This is a genomic window from Bacillus sp. C-3-6 (genome assembly GCF_054509685.1).
Genome location: NZ_CM137247.1, coordinates 4,941,239 through 4,959,938, shown reverse-complemented (window position 1 = coordinate 4,959,938; position 18,700 = coordinate 4,941,239). Strand labels below are relative to the sequence as shown.

The following is an 18,700-nucleotide window of genomic DNA, read 5'->3' as shown; positions in this document are numbered from 1 at the left end:
TAAGAATATTACAGGAATGTTACATGATGTTTACTAAACGATTACATTCCTTGAGTATTTTACCGTTTTATGGGTAATATAGTTATATAAACATAAACATTTTGTTTGTGAAGCTATAAACACGTGCTATATACTAGCAAAAAAACCGCATAATTGTTACAAAACGAAAGGGTTGCAAGGAAGAACTTTGCCCTTTTTTACATATGTAACACATCCTTTTTTAGGAAAATACATTCCTATCCGCGTTTTTCTCACACAATTTGACAGCAGTATTTCTAACTTGTAGCTCTTGCAGAGTGAAAAGGTTATACGAAAGGTAAGGCTGTCCATAAGAATTCGAATTGGTGAAGGTGAAAGTAAGAAAATCACCGCAAAATTATAGTTTTCTATCCGATTTTACATATCGGAATTTATGTTATTTACAAAAACGAAACCTACGAAGGGGGATTTGATGAGGAAACTGACAAAAACATTCATCGTTTCATTAACATTATGTATTGCATTTACAATTTGGGGGATTATTCCCGAATCTATTATTGGAAAAGGTAGCTTAGGAAATGTAACAACCGCAATTCAAACTGCATTAGTTAGTAAGTTTGGATGGTTTTATATTATTTCCGTTTCTATTATTTTAGGTGTATCTATCTTTTTAATTGTTTCGAAATACGGTTCTATTCGTTTAGGTAAAGATGATGACGAACCTGATTATAGTTATATGACATGGTTTGCTATGTTATTTAGTGCTGGTATGGGTATTGGCTTAGTTTTCTGGGGCGTTGCCGAACCATTAAACCATTTATACGCACCTCCATTTGGAGAAGGTGCAACTGAGGAAAGTGCACGCCTTGCACTGCGTTTTTCATTTTTCCATTGGGGATTACATCCTTGGGGACTATATGCGTTTGTAGCGTTATGTATTGCTTATTTTACCTTTAGAAAAGGAAAAGCAAGTACGATTAGTGCGACAGTAGGTCCGTTATTTAAGGGCGGGGAACACGGGCGTATTGCTCATTCATTTGATGTGTTAGCTGTTTTCGCAACTGTGTTTGGTGTTGCAACGTCATTAGGTCTCGGTGCGAAACAAATTGCAGGTGGTGTTAGTTATTTAACATCTATCCCGAACTCATTAACGACTCAGTTAGTTATTATTGCAATCGTAACAGTATTATTTATGTTATCTGCGCAAACAGGTCTTGATAAAGGAATTAAATATTTAAGTAATACGAATATTATTTTTGCGTTTGCACTTATGATTATTGTATTATTTGCGGGTCCAACAAACTTTATTATGAATTACTTCACTTCAACAATCGGTTCTTATATTCAGGAATTACCAAGCATGAGCTTCCGTTTAAGTCCATTAGACGAAGGTGGAAACCAATGGATTCAATCGTGGACAATTTTCTATTGGGCATGGTGGATTGCATGGTCACCGTTCGTAGGTACGTTTATTGCTCGTGTTTCACGAGGTCGTACGATTCGTGAGTTTGTTATCGGTGTGTTACTTGTGCCGACCGTAATTGGTGCACTTTGGTTCTCTGTGTTCGGCGGTACGGGTATTCATATGGAGCTGTTTGGTGATGCACATATCTTCGACAAAGTGAAAGAAATGGGAACAGAAGTAGGATTATTCGCTATGTTCGATCAGATGGGCAGCTTTGGATCAGCTTTATCAGTTTTAGGTATTTTACTTATTGCAACATTCTTTATTACATCTGCAGACTCTGCAACATTCGTTTTAGGGATGTTAACGACACATGGTAGTTTAAACCCACCAAATCGTATTAAAATGATTTGGGGTATCGTTCTAGCCGCGATAGCTTCTACGCTATTATATATTGGCGGATTAGAAGCATTACAAACGGCAGCTATCATTGCAGCATTCCCGTTCGTCTTTGTTATTTTCTTTATGATGGCAGCATTATTTAAAGAGTTACAAAAAGAAGGACGTATGAAGCGTCATTAATAATAGAAGGAAAAGAGCTGATTTCATATCAGCTCTTTTTTTATCCCTCTATTTGCTGAGCAGTAAGAACCCCACCTCAAAATTCAGCAAAAGCAAATAAATCGAGCTGCTTGTAAAAGCCCGATTGGTGATGGCTAATGAAAGTTTCACTTTATATAGAAGGAATTTGAAATGCGGGTAGGGGAAATAAAATACTTTACCATATAAGTAGTATGCCTTTTATACGAAGAAAAAACGATAGGTTTCGACAATATTCGATACCTTACGAATTCTATTCGTATTTTTGTCAAAAATATGTCGGAAATGTGTTGTCACGTTTATATATATGTGCTATATTATTTCCTGTAAGCGATTTCAAATAGTTTTAAAGCGCATTCAAGGGGGACATCTAGAATAATGAAACGTTACGAAAGAAAGTGGAAGCATATTTGTTTGAAACGTGTGGCACATCGTAGTGTCCAAGAAAGCACGGAACCTAAGACTGAAACGCGCAAAGAACAGCAAGAGAAGCAATTGGTTCTACAAAAATAGCAATCACTTTTTCGTATATAAATGAAGGTCGATCGTTCGTTGGGGGATGGACGTGAAATTACTTTCAGCTAAGGGGTATTGTCTGATATATAATTTATACGGCAATAAATAAGCACAGAGCATACGGCGCTCTGTGCTTATTTTTATTATTTATCTTTTTTGAATCGAACTGTCTTATCCCAGCCGATGACTTGTTTCTTACTCTTTGCACGTAAGTATAAGATTAAGCTACGAATAAATAAGTACGTAAAGAGCTGTGCGTACGTAAAGTACATAATAACGCTAATAAAAATATTAGTCGGTGTAAAGGTTCGTTCGACACTCTGGGCACTAAATAATTGAGAAACATATGTAATATATGCGACATACCACATAAATAGTAGCGGAATGCTATATTGAATTTGGAATATCCCGAGTAGCCCAATTACAAACCAAACGTTCGAAATGATTAGGAATAGCCAAAATACAACATACACTAGAACTTGTTGTAAGGAATGAACGAGCAGTTTTCCTTTAAAGAAGCTTAATGACGAGAACATTTTTTCTAAAATGTATAAATTCCCTTGGAGCCAACGTGTACGTTGTTTAATAAGAATTTTTAAATGCTCTGGTTCTTGTTCCCAAGTAACTGATTCTGGGACGATTGGTAAGAGATAACCTTTTTGTGTAATTCGTAATGTTAATTCGGCATCTTCTGCAATTGCATAAGGGTCATAGCCACCAAGCTCTTCTAGTGCAGAGCGACGAAGAAGCATGTTTGTTCCTGTCAGTGAGCCTGTTTGGAATAGTAACCAGCGTCCAGATTGCATAAGGAGCTGGAAGATTTGAAATTCTAGCGAAATCATTCGCGTCAGCCAGTTTCTTTTTTCATTTACTGTACGAACATGTCCAACAGCCCCAACAGCATCTTCAGTTGTTTCAGCGTGCTCTACAAGCATTCGCAGTGCGTGTGGTTCAGGCTGGTTATCTGCATCGTAAACACAGAAGTATTCACCATCTGAAATACTAAGGCCATAGTTTAGTACACGTGATTTACCCTTCGGTTCACCGGGTGGAACACGAATGTGACGAATGTGGGCATAAGCTTTGTCGAAATCATCGCCGATTTCAGGTGTTTCATCTTGAGAGTTATCATTTAATAAATAAATGGTTAGCTTTCCTGGATATTCAATCTTCGCCATTGCCTCTAAAGTATCTTTAATAACGACCCCTTCATTATGAGCAGGGATGAAAATATCGACGCTCGGATAATGTTCTAATGTACGATCTTTTCGTTTACTATTTCGGTGAATTAAGCCCGCAATTGTTAAGAAAGAGTAGTAAACGAGTAAGCCAGAGAATAGAAAGGCCGTAAAAATAAGAACATATTTAATTGAAAATGTGATACTGATCCAAAAAACGAGTACGCAAAACAGAAGAAATAAAAGAAGTATAACGAGAGTCATCATAACAATGTCTGTCCTTTGTTTCCAATTTGCTCACGTGAAATTTTTATATCTCGGATTGCTTCAGCTGCAAGCCATTGCTCCATTTTTGGCTTTAGGCGGTTCATTACAATATCAGCACCAGCTTCATTTGTGTTTTGTAATAAAATAACTAGCGTATTATTATCATATTCAGCAGCAAGGTCAAAATCATTCCTTACGGTTTCAACTAATAAGGAAGCGACACGGTCCATAACACTTTCCTTCGTATATTTACTAAAGGAAGTGAAATCAAAGTAAACAATAAAGCCTGTTTCATTACGACGATTCATTGCAGTCGTTAATAACGCTTGGCGTCTCTCGAATTCTTGTCTTGTTAGTAATTTTGATTCTCCAATATATTGTTCCAACGTTCTCACACGCTCAGTCAAAGTTTTATTTTCATGAATAACTTTTTTCAATAGGTGAGTTGTTATGTATACAATGAAGAAGTTAGCTGCCATCAGGAAGTGGGTAATCATATATTGCCATTGAACTGATGTACTCCATAAATGAAGCCATGCTTCATAAAATAAATAAAATACGGAAATGATGGTTCCTAGTATGAAGAAAATAAATGCTGTTTTGTCAGCTAAAAATAAGAATAGTACATTTACGATTACGTATATTATTGTAAAAATGAGCGCATGCTCATAATTCGTCACATGTACAGTAGTAAAATAAAATACAATTTGTAGAATCCACATAGAGAGGATTTTATAGAACTTATCTTTCACAAAACTTTCCTCCTTAAAGCTATTTCATCCATAGATACTTGTAGTATGCGCAATTATTAAGAAATTGACTATGTCGTTAAATTCTTTTGAAGGGCAACAACAAGTAGTATTTCTATTTTCATCAGAAAAATAAAAAGATCTAAACATTATTGTATCATAATGTTCTTATATTTGGGATAAGGTGGTTGATAGATATATATAATACGTTTGGATTGCATGAAAAAAGTCTTCTCTTGGAGAAAGAGAAGACTCTATATAAGTTTATAGGAACATCATACCTGCAACTGCTGCGTTTAAGAAGTTCGCTAATGTACCAGCGATAACTGCTTTAATCCCTAATTGTGCAATTTGTTTACGGCGAGTAGGAGCTAAAGTTCCTGTTACACCTAACTGAATTGCGATAGAAGAGAAGTTTGCGAATCCACAGATTGCGAATGTTAAAATTAGATTTGTTTTGTCAGAGAACTCTGCCATGTGTGGTCCTAAGTTTGCGTATGCAACGAATTCGTTGATTGCAAGTTTTTGACCGATAAAGCTTGCTGCTTGTACAGCTTCACCTGGAGAAACACCGATTAAGATTGCAAATGGTGATAATAAGTAACCGAAGATTAAATCAAGGCTAAGTTTAATATCGAACCAAGAACCAACCCATCCTAATAATCCATTTAATAAAGCGATTAATGCGATGAAAGCCATTAACATTGCTGCTACGTTAATAACAAGTTGCATACCTTCAGATGCACCGCGTGCAGCTGCATCGATAACGTTTGCATCTTCACGTTCTGTAGAAAGTTCAACGTTATTATCTACTTTTTCTGTCTCTGGCATGATTAGTTTTGCAATTAATAAGCTTGATGGAGCTGCCATAATTGCAGCTGCTAATAAGTGCTCTAACGGAATACCCATTGCTGCATAGCCGACAAGAACGGATCCAGCAACAGCTGTCATACCGCTTACCATAATAGTGAAGAATTCACTATTTGTTAAGCGTGCTAAGTAAGGTTTAATTAAAATTGGAGCTTCAGTTTGTCCTAAAAATACAGTCGTTACTGAGTTTAAGCTTTCTGCTTTAGAAGTGCCAAGAAGTTTACTTAATGCACCACCAACGACACTAACAAATTTCTGCATAATACCGAAATGATATAAGATTGCTACTAATGAACTAATAAATACGATTGGAAGTAGTGCTTGAATAAAGAATACAAATCCCCAAGGTCCTTTTGCGTTGACTAAATCCCCAGCAACGAACTTAATTCCCTCGTAAGAAAAATTAATTAATCCTTGAACACCGTCAGCAGCGTGTTTTAAACCTGCTTTACCAGCATCCCATCGTAATACGATAAATGAAAATGACATTTGTAATGCTAGCGCAATTAAAATTGTGCGCCAATTAATAGCTTTGCGGTTGGAAGATAGTAAGAAAGCAATTGCTAATACTCCAATCACGCCGCCAATTCCCCATAAAAGATTCATGCAGTGTATGCTCCTTCCTCATAGTAAAAAAAGTGTATAAACCAGTTGTCTATACTTTTGCGAATATACATCTTAAGTAACTTATCATAATGGACATCGGAGGTCAAACGTCTAACGAAAAGTTTAAATAAAAAGAAAATTCTTCAAAAAAACACATATGAAATGAATGGACATGAAATAGGTTATGTTTTTTATGAGAATATATACATTATGATAACGTTATGGATTATTTTTGCAGAATAAAGTGTATGAAATGGAAGAATGGATACATTATTTTTATAGAGAGAAGGTAGGAGAAAGGGAGTAATATGTTGAACTCATAGCAAAAAGCCTTCTAGTAAACTAGAAGGCTTGGAAACTATTAATTAAGGTGCTTTCGTGTATCCTAAGAAGTGGCTCTTCCAATAAGAGTTACTTAATGAAGCGATTGCTACACCTTTATCTCCAGCTTGGATAAATGATCCGCCCCCAAGGTAAATACCCATGTGAGAAGGACCTGATTTATAAGTGTTTTGGAAATAAATTAAGTCACCTGGTTGTGGATTTGAAGTTTGTGGTAGGCTACTCCAATATCCCGCAACACTTTGACGGCTAATGTTATGACCAAATTTCTTAAATACGTGGTAGATGTAGCCACTGCAGTCTACGCCGTTAGCAGAAGTTCCGCCCCAAACGTATGGTACACCTTGCATTGATTTTGCATATGCAAGTACGGAAGAACTGTCGCCACTATTATTGCCTGTATTATTATTGTTGTTATTGTTTTGATTGTTATTTTGGTTATTGTTAGGCTTATTATCTACTGCGCCTCCAACTGGTGTTTTAGATAGGTAACGTGTTCCGATATAACCATTTTGACCGTTGTAGTTAATTTTGCTCCATCCAGAGTTTTCAGAGATTACTTGAACCTTCTGACCTTGTGGAAGTGCGCCTATGATTCTATAATTTGTACCTTCGCCGCTACGTACATTTAGTGCAGAAGCATTAATGTAATAGTCGCCAATTGCACCTTGGTTAGGGTTTTCAGGTTGTTTTGGTTGCTCAGGAGTAGTAGTGCCACCTTTAACGAATTTTACAAATTCGCTACTAACAAAGCCTGTTTTTCCTTGGTAATTTACTTTAAACCAACCGTTTTCAGATCCAACTACATTTAATGTTGTACCGTTTAAAACGCCACCAATTACACTATGGTAAGCGGCAGGGCCTGTACGAACACGTAAAGATGTAGCGTTAACTACGTAAGAACCACCAGTCTGAATAGTTCCATTATTATTGTTTTGCTCTTGTTTGTTGCCTTCTGTAACGTTTTCGTTAGAACCGCCTTTTGTTACGTAGTCTTTGCTTATATAAGCAGTTTGTCCTGCGTAATTGATTTTGAACCAATCTTGAACTTCGCCGACAACTTGTACTACTTGTCCTTTTTTGACAGAACCTACAGTTGTGTGAGAAGTGCTAGGACCTGTACGAACGCGAAGGGAAGATACATTTACTGTATAGTTTCCACTTGCTGGTTTTACTTCTTGGTTGTTATTATTCGTATTGTTGTTTGAAGAACCCCCATTAGAAGAAACGCCAGATACGAATTCGCCACTTACATAACCTACTTGTCCATTATGGTTAATTTTCACCCAACCATTTTCTTGTCCAATTACGTTTAATGTTTGTCCTTCATATACACGTCCAGAAACAGAACTAGATGTGTTAGGAGCTGTACGTACACGTAATACATCAGCAGTAACTTTATTGTTTCCACCTGTGCTTACATTGTTATTTGCTGCTCCACTTTTTGATACAAATTCGCCACTAACAAAGCCTGTTTGTCCGTTAATATTAATTTTGAACCAACCATTTTCTTCGCCAATCACGTTTAATGATTGACCGTTATAAACGCGTGAGATGATGTCGTGAGAAGTGCTTGATCCCGCACGAACATGTAAGACGCTCGCGTTTACCGTATAAGATGAGTTGTTTGACGCAGAAGCTTGGACAGTTGTAGCAGCTTTTTGTGTATTTTGTTCAGGTGCAGCTTGAACACTATCAAGTGTAGGTGCTGCTCCTCCTGCTACAGACACTGCCGCAAGACCGGCAAGATACTTTTTCATAATTTGTCGATTCCTTTCTGTCTGTAATGTAGTGAAGAAATATTTACCAACTGTTAAAAATTCTAAAGAGCATGTCGATTACTGTCAAGGCTTATGTGGGAATCTGAATATGACAAAAAGATTACAAGAAAAAATCAAGGCATAAATTTACACCTTGATTTCCATTTAAATGCATATATTGAATATGAAAGGACAGAAATTATTCGTGTTTAAGAAGATGACATATTGGATTGTAACAAGATTTTATTAAAAGATTTTTGCAGTTTTTTGGTGATAGGTCCAACTTGCCCATCTTGAATCGCGGTTCCATCAAGGTGGGTCATTGGTAAAATTTCAATCGTTGTGCCGGTGAAAAAGCATTCATCTGCTTGATAAACGTCACGAACGCTGAAAAGTTCTTCCTGTACAGGTATGTGAAGAGTATTCGCTAAAGAAAGGACATATTGACGAATAATGCCATTTAAAATAAGGTGATTGGCTGGATGTGTGTAAAGGGTTCCGTTTTTAATTAAAAAGAAGTTGGAATGACTTCCTTCCGTTACAATACCATTCCTTACGAGAAGTGCCTCTTTACAGCCTTTCCGTTCAGCTTTCGTAGCAGCTAGTACGTTTGGTAATAAATTTAATGATTTAATGTCACAGCGTAACCATCGAGTATCCGGTTCTGATATAGCGCGTATACCATATTCGATCCATAACGCTGGTCTTTCTTTTTTTGTAATATAGGCATAAATTGTCGGAGGGTTGTCATATGAAAATATATGTGTGCGAGCTTGTACACCGCGAGATACTTGCAAATAAATTGTGCCATCTTCGTGGAAATGGTTTCTTTCAATTAATTTGTAAAGTAAAGTGATGAGTTCAGCTTTTGAGAAAGGGAGCGATAATTCTATTTCTTCCATGGATCGATATAATCTCGTTATGTGCGGATCTAATAAGTGAAAGTTCCCTTTATATAGGCGAATAACCTCGTAGACACCATCTCCGAACTGCAAACCTCTTTCTTCAAGTTCTATGTACGTTTGTTGTTTTGTTGTATCAATAACTTCATCATTCCAAAGTACAAATTTTTCGTATGCCAATTTCCGTCCCATCCTTTCGTAAGTACGTAAGTAACGTGAAACTTTCATTCATGCGAGATAAGAATCACTATAGTAATTTTTATGTAAGTAATTCTCTACATATGCCCGTAAATGCCCGATTGGTGAGGGCTGATTAAAGTTTCACTTTACAGCATTTTGTATATACAAATTCGAAAATAAGAATGAGAATCCTGCTTTTAAATAAAAAAAAGCAACATTCTTATGGAATGCTGCACAAGGAGGGTAGCTATCTTTCATAGGGACATTGTCTCGTTGAATGCTTTGTGTATGGAAACAAAACATGTTGAAAGACAATTATAAGAAAGTAGAAACAAAAGATTTACACATTTCTTTAAGGGATCTTACGAAAGATGAGAGATAAGAAATATGTAGAACCTTGTTTACATATTTTATTATAGAGATTCTTCATTAAAACTATGTGAATATTTGGTAAAGGTTATGTAATTTTAAAGTTAATGAATATAAGTAGTTGTATGGAAGAAAATAAAAAAAGAGGCTGAGATTACTCAGCGCTCTTCTTTTCTTCTTTAATAGCTGTTTTTACTTCACCAGTTTTGATCTTATTACTTTCAGAGAAGCGAAGTAAGTCACCTTCAATGATTTTATCAGACATGTTCAATTCATTTTGGGCACGATCAATTAGTGGTTGAGATTCTTCTTTCGGTAATTGTACAACTTCGCCAGTAGCACGGTCGTAGAATGTACTGTTTGTGTACATGTATTTATCTGTAACGAAGCTACCGTCACGAAGAACAACAAATCCTTTATTATCAGGTGAGAATACATCATGACCGAATCGAACGTCATTTGTAGAATCTACACCAAGTAAGTTTAGAATAGTTGGTTTAATGTCAATTTCACCAGTTGGTTTCGAAATTGTTTTACCTTCTTTTTGACCTGGAACGTGAATAAACATCGGTGTTTTTTGTAAGTTCATATGGTCAAATGCAGTGATTTCTTCTTTTCCTAAGAACTGTGCCATTGCACGGTTATGGTTTTCAGAAATACCGTAGTGGTCACCGTAGAATACGATTACTGAGTTGTCGTAAATACCTTCTGCTTTTAGACGCTCAATAAAGTGTTTCATTGCTTCGTCTAAGTAACGAGCAGTTACCATGTAACGGTCAAATACTCCATCACCAGAATTATATTCGTCGATTAATTTTGTACTGTCATCGTAAGTGAATGGGTAATGATTCGTTAAAGTAAGGAAGCGAGTATAGAATGGTTGCTTCACTTCTTTCAACATATCAATAGATTGATCGAAGTATTCGATATCTTTTAATCCCCAGTTTAATTTTGTTTCCGGCGTAATCTTGTAATCAAGCTCGTTGTAGTAACGATCATAACCAAGTGCTGGATACATAATGTTACGGTTCCAGAATGTTGCGTTGTTTGCGTGGAATACCGACGTGTGATACCCTTGCTGACGTAAAATTTCTGGAGTTGCTGTATATTCATTGTTACCGTGTGTGAAGAATACAGCACCGCGGTCTAGTGGATATAACGAAGTATCTACTAGGAATTCAGCATCAGATGTTTTACCTTGACCAGTTTGATGGAAGAAGTTATCAAAGTAATAACTTTCTTTCGTAAATTGGTTTAAGAATGGTGTAACTTCTTGTCCGTTAACTGTGGCACCAATTAAGAATGTTTGTAATGATTCAAGAGAGACAACAATTACGTTTTTCCCTTTTGCAGTACCGAACATATTTGGATCTGGTTTACTTTGTGTTGTTTTTACGTAGTTTTCTGTTTCTTGTAATTTACTACCGTCAGCGAATGCTTTTTGTGAACTTGATTTTGCTTGTAAGCCAAGATCGTATACTTGGTGTACATATAATCCTAAGTTTTTAACAAGCATAACGCGGTCGAATGAACGTGTTAATAGTTCTGGGCGTTCAGCTTCTGCAAGTCCTAAGTTTGCGAAGAAAATAGCAACTGTTGATACGAAGTATAGAGAACGCATCGGGCGTGCTACACGCTCTGTAGGTGCAAAGTTTTTCATTTTCTTCAACAGAACGAAGAATATGATAATGTCTGCAAATGCAAGAATAATTTTGTAGTTAAATAATTCTTTCACACTAGAACCTAAACTTCCGAAGTTAGATGTTTGTCCGAGTACTGGTAAAGTAACGAAGTCATTGTAGAATCCGTAGAACATTACGTTACCAACAAGAACGATTGTTAAGATAAAATTAATTCCTAGTGCTATATAGTTACGTTTTTTCCCTTTTGCAAATAATGCAAGACCAACAAGCAGTAATGATGCTGCTAATGGGCTAAGGAATAAAATGAATTCTTGCATGAAAGATTCAAGTTTTAAATCAAAGCTTGTGCGTGTAATAATGTAAGTTTTCAGCCATAAGGCTAAAGCTACGAATACAGTGAAACGCACATTTTGAAATTGTGATTTCAAGGTTTCTTTCATTCATTTCCACCCTTTCTCTATCAGGCTTGGTCGATTTTGGAGCGAAAAATGCTAAAATAAAAAATACATAGTTTTCTTGGCCATAATTAAAGGTTCTATATTCACCCATATACGACTATAACTATGCATACCCTTTTGGTTTCTTTTGTTGCTCATAAGCATAACGTCATTTCTGTATTATACAACAAAATTCATTTCTGAGAAACACTATAACATTTTACATTTTTTGTATAAGATTTGTCACTACCAGAGAAAACTTTAACATTCGTTTATATGTCCGTCAACTAGAAAATATAACAAAGATAGAGCAGAATGTTAAGTGGAAGTGAAAATTTTCTTTGTTGAGAAATAAGAAACGAAGATGGGCAAGGGTTATCTAGAAATCTATTATATGAAGGAAATCGTGTAAAAATTAACGAACACTTGTTCTTTTTTAGTTTGTTTGTTACAATGAAAGTTCATTGATAGGTTTTGTGTAATTTCCATGAACTTTTACTGATAACATATTGTAGCTTATTTCTTTTTAAAAATAGGGAGGCTTTTACATGAAACAAAAATTTTCAGTTGAAGCGTTTTGGAAGAAAGTAAAACATGTTGCAAAGCAAGCAGGGCAGTCGGTCATTTATACAAGTTTATTACTGTTTTACGTTTTGCAAAGACCCGATGTTCCAAAGCGAGTGAAAATTATTGTAATTGGAGCACTTGCTTATTTTATTGCACCGATTGATGCGATTCCAGATTTCATTGCTGGAATTGGCTATACGGATGATTTAGGGGCATTAACGGCCGCACTAATACAGGTGTCGTTATACGTCAATGAAGATGTGAAAGATAAGGCACGAGTGAAGTTGGCAGAATGGTTTGGTTCGGATATAGACACAACATTTATCGATCAGAAATTAGGTCAATAGGTGAAACCTGTCATAAGGTGAAAGGACGAACGTAAGCGAGGAAGTGCATTATGCCATCAGGAAGAACGCATACGAAAATAAACTTAATATCCCTTCCGGTTGTTTTGTTTTTGCTTTTTTCGTATGGATTAACAAATTTTGATTTTTTATTAACTTTTGCAATTGGTTTTTTAGTAGGTACTTCATTTTTAACACCGGATTTAGATACGTACAGTAATGCTTATAACAAATGGGGTTTCTTACGTATATTTTGGTATCCTTATAAAAAAGTAATGCCGCATCGATCTTTCTTTACGCATACGATTATACTTGGTGATGTGATTCGTATTGCGTACATGTTAATCGTCTTTTCTCCATTTTTATTTCTATTAAATGTAATCGCACTGGATGGTAATTTAATAGAAATTGCGAAGAAACATGAGGTTGAAATTGTAACGTTCTTAATGGGAATTGTTGTGGCAAGTACGCTTCACATTATAGCGGATAAAGTGAATACGCGCCGAAAGAAAATGATGAGAAAAAAGAAGAAACGCAGAAGATAAAGTGAACGGAAAAGGACCCTTGCAATTTGCAAGGGTCCTTTTTTAAACAAACGTTTGTTTAAAATTAAGCTTTCAGTACTTTAATTCCTTTTACAATGTTCCAGATGAAGTAGTATAAGCTGATGATTCCGCAAATAGCTAAGACAATCATTGATCCAATTCCAAGTGTTATATCTGCTTGTTCAGATCCCATGCCCATAATTCCTAAAATGGCTACGCCGATAAATGTAGCAATACTTGGAATGATGTGTGTCCATAGAGCACGTTTTGCATGTGGCTTTGTTTCAGCGTCCCCCACAATCCAAACGATAATTGGGAATAAGATAGGGGCAAATAGTACACTAAAGTACGATAAAGCAGCTAATATTTTGTTTCCATTCATATATATCACCTCATAAATAATGTCCGTTGTTATACTATTATTATGCAATAAATTTTGCAAGCTTTCTATCGATGAACATTACAGGAACATGACGATTTTGTAAGATTTTTTTGTTAAATGATAAAATTTTCAAAAAAATCTTTTTTAATGGAAATTGTTATGGTACAGTATAAATGGAAGTTGTTGAAAACGTTTTCTTAAACGTTTTTTTATTTTAGACTTAAAGGTATGATGACCTGATAGTATATTGATGAGGTTATTCTATTTAAAAGGGGATTCTTTAGGGGGAGAGAACAATGAACACATGGACACAAGTTTATGATCCATTCGGAAACATTTGGATTTCGGCAGCGGTCGCACTTATTCCGATTATCTTTTTTTTCTTAGCTTTAGCAGTTTTCCGCATGAAAGGGTATGTGGCAGGATTTATTACAGTTGTACTTACAGTTTTAGTAGCGTTATTCGCTTATAAAATGCCGTTCACGATGGCAATGGCAGCGACCGGATATGGTTTCTTATACGGATTATGGCCGATTGCTTGGATTATCATTATGTCGGTATTTTTATATAAAATTTCTGTAAAAACAGGTCAATTCGATGTGATTCGTGCATCGGTATTATCGATTACGAACGATCATCGTCTACTCGTTATTTTAATTGGATTTTCATTTGGAGCATTTTTAGAAGGAGCGGCAGGATTTGGAGCACCAGTAGCGATTACAGCAGCGCTTCTTGCGGGTCTTGGGTTAAATCCTTTATACGCAGCAGGTCTTTGTTTGATTGCAAATACTGCACCAGTGGCGTTCGGAGCGATGGGAATTCCGATTACAGTTGCTGGACAAGTAACAGGTATTGATCCACATAAAATTGGACAAATGGCTGGACATCAATTACCGTTCCTATCATTATTTGTTCCATTCTTTATCGTATTTTTAATGGATGGATTTAAAGGGATAAGACAAACGTGGCCTGCGTTACTTGTAGCGGGTAGTTCATTTGCAATTACGCAATTCATTACAGCGACATTTTTAGGGCCGGAACTTCCGGATATTACATCGGCACTTGTAAGTTTAATTAGTTTAGCGCTGTTCTTAAAAGTTTGGCAGCCGAAAGAAATCTATCAATCCGAGCAAGCAAATAGTGAAGTAGCAGCAACAACGACAGCAGCATCGATGCCGAAATTAACGTTTGGAAAAGTAGTAAAAGCATGGTCTCCATTTATCGTATTAACGGTTATGGTAGTCATTTGGAGCCAAAGTTTCTTTAAGGCATTATTCACTCCAGGAGGGGCTTTAGCAAGTCTTGTATTTAAGTTTGAAATTCCAGGTCTGCATAATCTAGTAATGAAAGCAGAGCCAATTGTAAATAAACCAACGCCTTACGAGGCAATTCTGAAGTTTGATGTATTATCAGCAACCGGAACGGCGATTTTAATTGCTTGTATCATTTCCATGTTTATTTTGAAAATGAATGTAAAAGATGCAGTAGTGACATTTAAAGAAACGTTAAGTGAATTAAAAATGCCAATTCTATCAATCGGATTCGTACTAGGGTTTGCATTTATCGCAAACTATTCTGGTCTATCTTCTACGTTAGCGTTAGCACTAGCAGGAACTGGCGGACTATTCCCGTTCTTCTCGCCTTTCTTAGGCTGGATTGGCGTATTCTTAACAGGGTCTGATACGTCTGCGAATGCACTGTTCTCGAATTTACAAGCCATTACAGCGCAGCAAGTCGGCGTATCTGAAGTGCTTCTTGTTGCAGCAAATACAACAGGCGGTGTAACAGGTAAAATGATTTCTCCGCAGTCGATTGCGATTGCTTGTGCAGCAGTTGGTCTTGCTGGAAAAGAATCGGATTTGTTCCGTTTTACAGTGAAGCATAGTTTGTTCTTCGTAATTATTGTTGGTATTATGACTTATGTTCAGGCTTATTATTTAACGTGGATGATTCCATAAACAACAAAAGAAATAAACTTTGAATTTTCCAAATTATGGTGCATGATGGAAAAGTATTGAAAATTAAATCAGTGATAAACTAGGGGTGCCTAACGTATGCGTAGGCTGAGAGAGAAGCGCGTGAACTTCTTAACCCTTTCTTTGGACCTAATCTGGCTCGTACCAGCGTAGGGAAGTTAACGGCTTTACATAATGATGTCTTTATGAGCCAGGTCCTTATTTTTTTATGGAAGATGCGCAAATTGGGAATACCGACAGTAGTGGATAGGGTTGTTCAACAAGCAATCAGTGAAGTGCTTGGTTCAATATTTGAAAAACAATTTAGCGAATCTAGTTACGGCTTTAGACAAGGGCTCTTTTATGTTTGTATTTCGGAACTTCATCATATTTCTTTAAATAATAAGCACGGTAAGTAGCTTCACGAAGTTGTACAGAGTTGGCAGCTTCAACCATGTAATAACGAAGATACTGGTTTCCCGTTCGTGTCATGGGTGTTCGTTCCGATTCAAAGTTTCCAGATTGCGATTTTTTCTAGTAAAGACCGGTGTATTTGGCCAATTGTGCTTCGTTCTCAAAGCGTTCAATTTGTCCAACTTCCGCAATGATTCCCGCGGCGTATACGACTCCAATGCCTGGAACACTTGTTAAATATCTCGCTTCTGGAATGGCTTAGAATAAAGCAGTAATGCTTTTTTCTATCTCTTTGATTTGTTTTTTCAATGTTTGAATCAATCGTGCATAAGTGGCTAATACAACGTCCACAGAGTCTTGAACGACCTTACCTAGTCGGTAGGAGTCACGTATGGCTTTCTTGATGGTTTTCGCTAAATCTTCCGGGTCGCTAAAGCGTCCTTTCCCCTTTTTCTGAAGAAGAGTAGCGAGTGCTTCTAGATCCATTTCTGCGATTTCATCCAACGAAAGGGAATCTGAGAGTATTTCCATCATCGTCGCACCAAAAACAGGGATATTTAACTCTTTCGATAACGTATTACATTTGTAGTAAAGGTTCTTCAGAAAGTGTTGCTTACATTCTGTTTGCTGGTGAACGAGTTGATATCTAGATCGTGTTAAACGTTGAAGGGCAACGTATTTTTCCTCCTTGATAAGAAACTTATTATACCGTCCGATTCGTAAAAAATCGGCAATACGGAAAGCATCTATTTTATCGGTCTTATCTTCTTCGAAGAGTTTTTTATACCGATGGATGGCTTTTGGATTTTGTACGACCACTTCCACGTCTAAAGCCCTCAAATCCTTATCTTCCGTTAGGAACATGGAAGGATGGAAACTATAGACGGAAGTAGATTCCATGCCAATGACAATTTTTTTATAGTTGTACAACTGGTGAAAATGGAGAACATCCTCCTTAATGGCGTTGGCACCATTCACATCGTTTGAAAGACAAATTTCTTTCAAAACAGTGTCATGACTGTCAAGAAAACATACATCAAGTTTTTCAGAGCTTACATCAATAGCTACGAATAATCTCAAAGAAAGGACCTCCTTTCTTTGAATAGTATTTGGAATGAGCTTGGATACTGTGGAATCTCCCTAGAGTCCAAAACATAGCCACAACCTCGCGTATGAGTATTCAATGATTGCCTTCATCTAAGCTGTCCTCCCACCACTATGAGAGGTAAGTGAAGGAAACCGATACAGCTTGTGCGTATGCAGTGCATTTTGGTCTGGGTCACAGTCTTTTAACGTGGTCGAACTACAGGAGGAGTAAGCATATTCCCGATGGATCCATTTCCACACTTCCATTATCTGGAGAAATCCCCCAGTATCCAAGACTAAATTTTACCCATACATCATTTTTTTGATGTAGCTCTTGAAGATAAAAACTATTTAATTTTCAAGGAACAGTTATTAACTTAAAACTTATTATACGAGGAGGGTGTATCATGAAAAAAATATGCTTTGTATTAATTGTCGACGCTGGTATAAATTATGGTTCAATATTTTCTCTACCATTTTTAAGGAATCAGAATGATTTGAAGGAATATTTTTCTAAGTATTATGATGTTTCAATTAATTATATCAGGGATAAAAACTCAGTTGACTATTTGGTAGTTCCCAAACCGTGTCCAGCTTTTGATAATGAAAATAATCTTCCAATAATTGAAGTACCAGCAATCTTATTTATGGAAAAGAATTTTGAAAAAATAAAGACTTATATAGACAATTATTTTTCTAATAACTCATAAAGAAAATAAAAGTACAGTAAAAAGAAGTCCGATAAAAAACGAGTGGTGTAGAATATTTCTATTAATCATTCGTTTTTTATTATATTTACATATATTTTTTAAAAGAGGATTATAGACGTTCTGAAAAAAATTAATTATAACAAGAACAGTGTTCGTGCTACTATCTACGGTTATTTTTTGTACTAAGTACCCCTTTAACTAACAAGACAACAAAAAATAATTAACGTATTAAGGAAAAATGTTACAATAAATGTAAGATCTTTTTCTTTGAGTTTTAGCACTGAATAATAAAGGTAGTTAAATCACTAAATGGAGGAGCAGGTCAATTTTGTTCCTTGTATAGTAAATTGTTACCTATCTCTATTGCAGGTTGTATGGCAGGTAGCAGTTGTAGCGAAATGCAGCAGAGACAAAGGCTCTTTGTCAAACGGGACTGATGAATGTATTTGGCAAGTAAAAAATGGTTCTTTCCGGAGTTAGTTGAAAAGTCTCATTCTCTCCAAAAGTAGAATCTTTGTCCGCAATGTGGAGAATTTGTATCGACCATACATAATTCTTTTAATAAGCTTTAACTTGTTTATGCTCCCTTCGGCAAGACCATTATTATTCTCATAAGTTACCGCATTTCTGACAGCTTCAATATCCCCGGCTAATCCATTCGTAAAGCTCTTAAACTCTTGTATATTAGTATTCTTCATTTTCTCAATACAATGGTCGAAATTCTCAATACTCTTTGTGGTGAAGATGTTTTTAAACTCCCATGTTAAGTCATAAACTATTTTTACAATAGGGTGTTCTTCGTAATTATTGTTGGTATTATGAGGTATGTTCAAGCATATTATTTAACGTGGATGATTCCATAAAGAGAAAAAGAAATAACCTTTGCATTTTTCA

At 36.1% G+C, this 18,700-nt stretch carries 15 protein-coding genes, 2 pseudogenes and 1 riboswitch; of the genes and pseudogenes, 7 read left to right on the top strand and 10 right to left on the bottom strand.

Annotation, left to right across the window (positions count from 1 at the left end; all coding sequences use genetic code 11):
• Nucleotides 1-451: 451 nt before the first annotated feature.
• Entirely contained in the window at nucleotides 452-1,966 is a 1,515-nt protein-coding gene (opuD, locus tag ACW0JX_RS25570; RefSeq protein ID WP_001230115.1) for a glycine betaine transporter OpuD, read from the top strand.
• A gap of 677 nt (nucleotides 1,967-2,643) precedes the next feature.
• On the opposite strand, the gene ACW0JX_RS25565 is transcribed toward opuD, so the two are convergent.
• The 6 genes from ACW0JX_RS25565 to ACW0JX_RS25540 all read right to left on the bottom strand — a co-directional run bounded on the left by ACW0JX_RS25565 (nucleotide 2,644) and on the right by ACW0JX_RS25540 (nucleotide 11,806).
• Nucleotides 2,644-3,945 (bottom strand): glycosyltransferase family 2 protein, encoded by a 1,302-nt coding sequence (locus ACW0JX_RS25565; RefSeq protein ID WP_000988751.1) that lies wholly within the window; start codon nucleotides 3,943-3,945, stop codon nucleotides 2,644-2,646.
• Nucleotides 3,942-4,697, bottom strand: a complete 756-nt coding sequence (locus tag ACW0JX_RS25560; RefSeq protein WP_000653228.1) for a nucleotidyl cyclase domain-containing protein — start codon at nucleotides 4,695-4,697, stop codon at nucleotides 3,942-3,944. Before ACW0JX_RS25560 ends, ACW0JX_RS25565 begins: the two co-directional genes overlap by 4 nt.
• A 261-nt stretch (nucleotides 4,698-4,958) precedes the next feature.
• On the bottom strand, nucleotides 4,959-6,170 hold the full coding sequence (locus ACW0JX_RS25555; protein ID WP_001051020.1) for a NupC/NupG family nucleoside CNT transporter: 1,212 nt from the start codon (nucleotides 6,168-6,170) through the stop codon (nucleotides 4,959-4,961).
• Nucleotides 6,171-6,535: 365 nt separating this feature from the next.
• Complete coding sequence (locus ACW0JX_RS25550; RefSeq protein ID WP_459245202.1) at nucleotides 6,536-8,272, bottom strand: C40 family peptidase; 1,737 nt, start codon at nucleotides 8,270-8,272, stop codon at nucleotides 6,536-6,538.
• Between the two features lie 209 nt (nucleotides 8,273-8,481).
• Entirely contained in the window at nucleotides 8,482-9,366 is an 885-nt protein-coding gene (locus ACW0JX_RS25545) for a D-amino-acid transaminase (RefSeq protein ID WP_075717958.1), read from the bottom strand.
• A gap of 511 nt (nucleotides 9,367-9,877) precedes the next feature.
• A complete protein-coding gene (locus ACW0JX_RS25540) occupies nucleotides 9,878-11,806 on the bottom strand; it encodes an LTA synthase family protein (protein ID WP_000665343.1) in 1,929 nt (642 codons plus the stop codon).
• A 545-nt stretch (nucleotides 11,807-12,351) separates the two neighbouring features.
• Between ACW0JX_RS25540 and ACW0JX_RS25535 the strand changes: the two genes are divergently transcribed.
• Nucleotides 12,352-12,717, top strand: a complete 366-nt coding sequence (locus ACW0JX_RS25535) for a YkvA family protein (protein ID WP_000810378.1) — start codon at nucleotides 12,352-12,354, stop codon at nucleotides 12,715-12,717.
• Nucleotides 12,718-12,767: 50 nt separating this feature from the next.
• Complete coding sequence (locus ACW0JX_RS25530; RefSeq protein ID WP_001139059.1) at nucleotides 12,768-13,259, top strand: metal-binding protein; 492 nt, start codon at nucleotides 12,768-12,770, stop codon at nucleotides 13,257-13,259.
• A gap of 64 nt (nucleotides 13,260-13,323) precedes the next feature.
• Here the strand turns inward: ACW0JX_RS25530 and ACW0JX_RS25525 are convergent, their stop codons facing one another.
• A complete protein-coding gene (locus tag ACW0JX_RS25525; RefSeq protein WP_053563349.1) occupies nucleotides 13,324-13,641 on the bottom strand; it encodes a DUF4870 domain-containing protein in 318 nt (105 codons plus the stop codon).
• Nucleotides 13,642-13,937: 296 nt separating this feature from the next.
• Between ACW0JX_RS25525 and lldP the strand changes: the two genes are divergently transcribed.
• Both lldP and ACW0JX_RS25515 read left to right on the top strand, forming a co-directional pair.
• A complete protein-coding gene (gene lldP, locus ACW0JX_RS25520) occupies nucleotides 13,938-15,599 on the top strand; it encodes an L-lactate permease (protein ID WP_459245201.1) in 1,662 nt (553 codons plus the stop codon).
• A gap of 71 nt (nucleotides 15,600-15,670) precedes the next feature.
• A riboswitch (TPP riboswitch) is annotated at nucleotides 15,671-15,790 on the top strand.
• Between the two features lie 51 nt (nucleotides 15,791-15,841).
• Nucleotides 15,842-16,015, top strand: coding sequence for a hypothetical protein (locus ACW0JX_RS25515; protein ID WP_459245801.1), 174 nt, complete (start codon nucleotides 15,842-15,844; stop codon nucleotides 16,013-16,015).
• On the opposite strand, the pseudogene ACW0JX_RS25510 reads toward ACW0JX_RS25515, so the two are convergent.
• Together ACW0JX_RS25510 and ACW0JX_RS25505 are read right to left on the bottom strand one after the other, a co-directional pair.
• Nucleotides 15,942-16,202: pseudogene (locus ACW0JX_RS25510) on the bottom strand (transposase). The gene ACW0JX_RS25515 and the pseudogene ACW0JX_RS25510 overlap by 74 nt on opposite strands.
• A gap of 66 nt (nucleotides 16,203-16,268) precedes the next feature.
• A complete protein-coding gene (locus ACW0JX_RS25505) occupies nucleotides 16,269-17,090 on the bottom strand; it encodes an IS110 family transposase (RefSeq protein WP_459245200.1) in 822 nt (273 codons plus the stop codon).
• A 413-nt stretch (nucleotides 17,091-17,503) separates the two neighbouring features.
• Here ACW0JX_RS25505 and ACW0JX_RS25500 point away from each other — a divergent pair, with 413 nt between their 5' ends.
• Nucleotides 17,504-17,806, top strand: coding sequence for a hypothetical protein (locus tag ACW0JX_RS25500; RefSeq protein WP_089171997.1), 303 nt, complete (start codon nucleotides 17,504-17,506; stop codon nucleotides 17,804-17,806).
• Nucleotides 17,807-18,282: 476 nt separating this feature from the next.
• On the opposite strand, the gene ACW0JX_RS25495 is transcribed toward ACW0JX_RS25500, so the two are convergent.
• Nucleotides 18,283-18,552: a transposase gene (locus ACW0JX_RS25495; RefSeq protein ID WP_372587750.1), complete on the bottom strand. Its 270-nt coding sequence runs from the start codon at nucleotides 18,550-18,552 to the stop codon at nucleotides 18,283-18,285.
• A gap of 45 nt (nucleotides 18,553-18,597) precedes the next feature.
• Between ACW0JX_RS25495 and ACW0JX_RS25490 the strand changes: the two are divergent.
• Nucleotides 18,598-18,669, top strand: a pseudogene (locus ACW0JX_RS25490) (L-lactate permease); the annotation flags it as partial.
• Between the last annotated feature and the right edge of the window lie 31 nt (nucleotides 18,670-18,700).

Bases quoted from the DNA above. Each gene is read 5' to 3' on its own strand.
- ACW0JX_RS25555 (WP_001051020.1), bottom strand. From the start codon at position 6,170: ATGAATCTTTTATGGGGAATTGGCGGCGTGATTGGAGTATTAGCAATT.
- ACW0JX_RS25545 (WP_075717958.1), bottom strand. From the start codon at position 9,366: ATGGGACGGAAATTGGCATACGAAAAATTTGTACTTTGGAATGATGAA.
- ACW0JX_RS25530 (WP_001139059.1), top strand. From the start codon at position 12,768: ATGCCATCAGGAAGAACGCATACGAAAATAAACTTAATATCCCTTCCG.
- opuD (WP_001230115.1), top strand. From the start codon at position 452: ATGAGGAAACTGACAAAAACATTCATCGTTTCATTAACATTATGTATT.
- ACW0JX_RS25535 (WP_000810378.1), top strand. From the start codon at position 12,352: ATGAAACAAAAATTTTCAGTTGAAGCGTTTTGGAAGAAAGTAAAACAT.
- ACW0JX_RS25540 (WP_000665343.1), bottom strand. From the start codon at position 11,806: ATGAAAGAAACCTTGAAATCACAATTTCAAAATGTGCGTTTCACTGTA.
- ACW0JX_RS25500 (WP_089171997.1), top strand. From the start codon at position 17,504: ATGAAAAAAATATGCTTTGTATTAATTGTCGACGCTGGTATAAATTAT.
- ACW0JX_RS25565 (WP_000988751.1), bottom strand. From the start codon at position 3,945: ATGATGACTCTCGTTATACTTCTTTTATTTCTTCTGTTTTGCGTACTC.
- ACW0JX_RS25525 (WP_053563349.1), bottom strand. From the start codon at position 13,641: ATGAATGGAAACAAAATATTAGCTGCTTTATCGTACTTTAGTGTACTA.
- ACW0JX_RS25550 (WP_459245202.1), bottom strand. From the start codon at position 8,272: ATGAAAAAGTATCTTGCCGGTCTTGCGGCAGTGTCTGTAGCAGGAGGA.
- lldP (WP_459245201.1), top strand. From the start codon at position 13,938: ATGAACACATGGACACAAGTTTATGATCCATTCGGAAACATTTGGATT.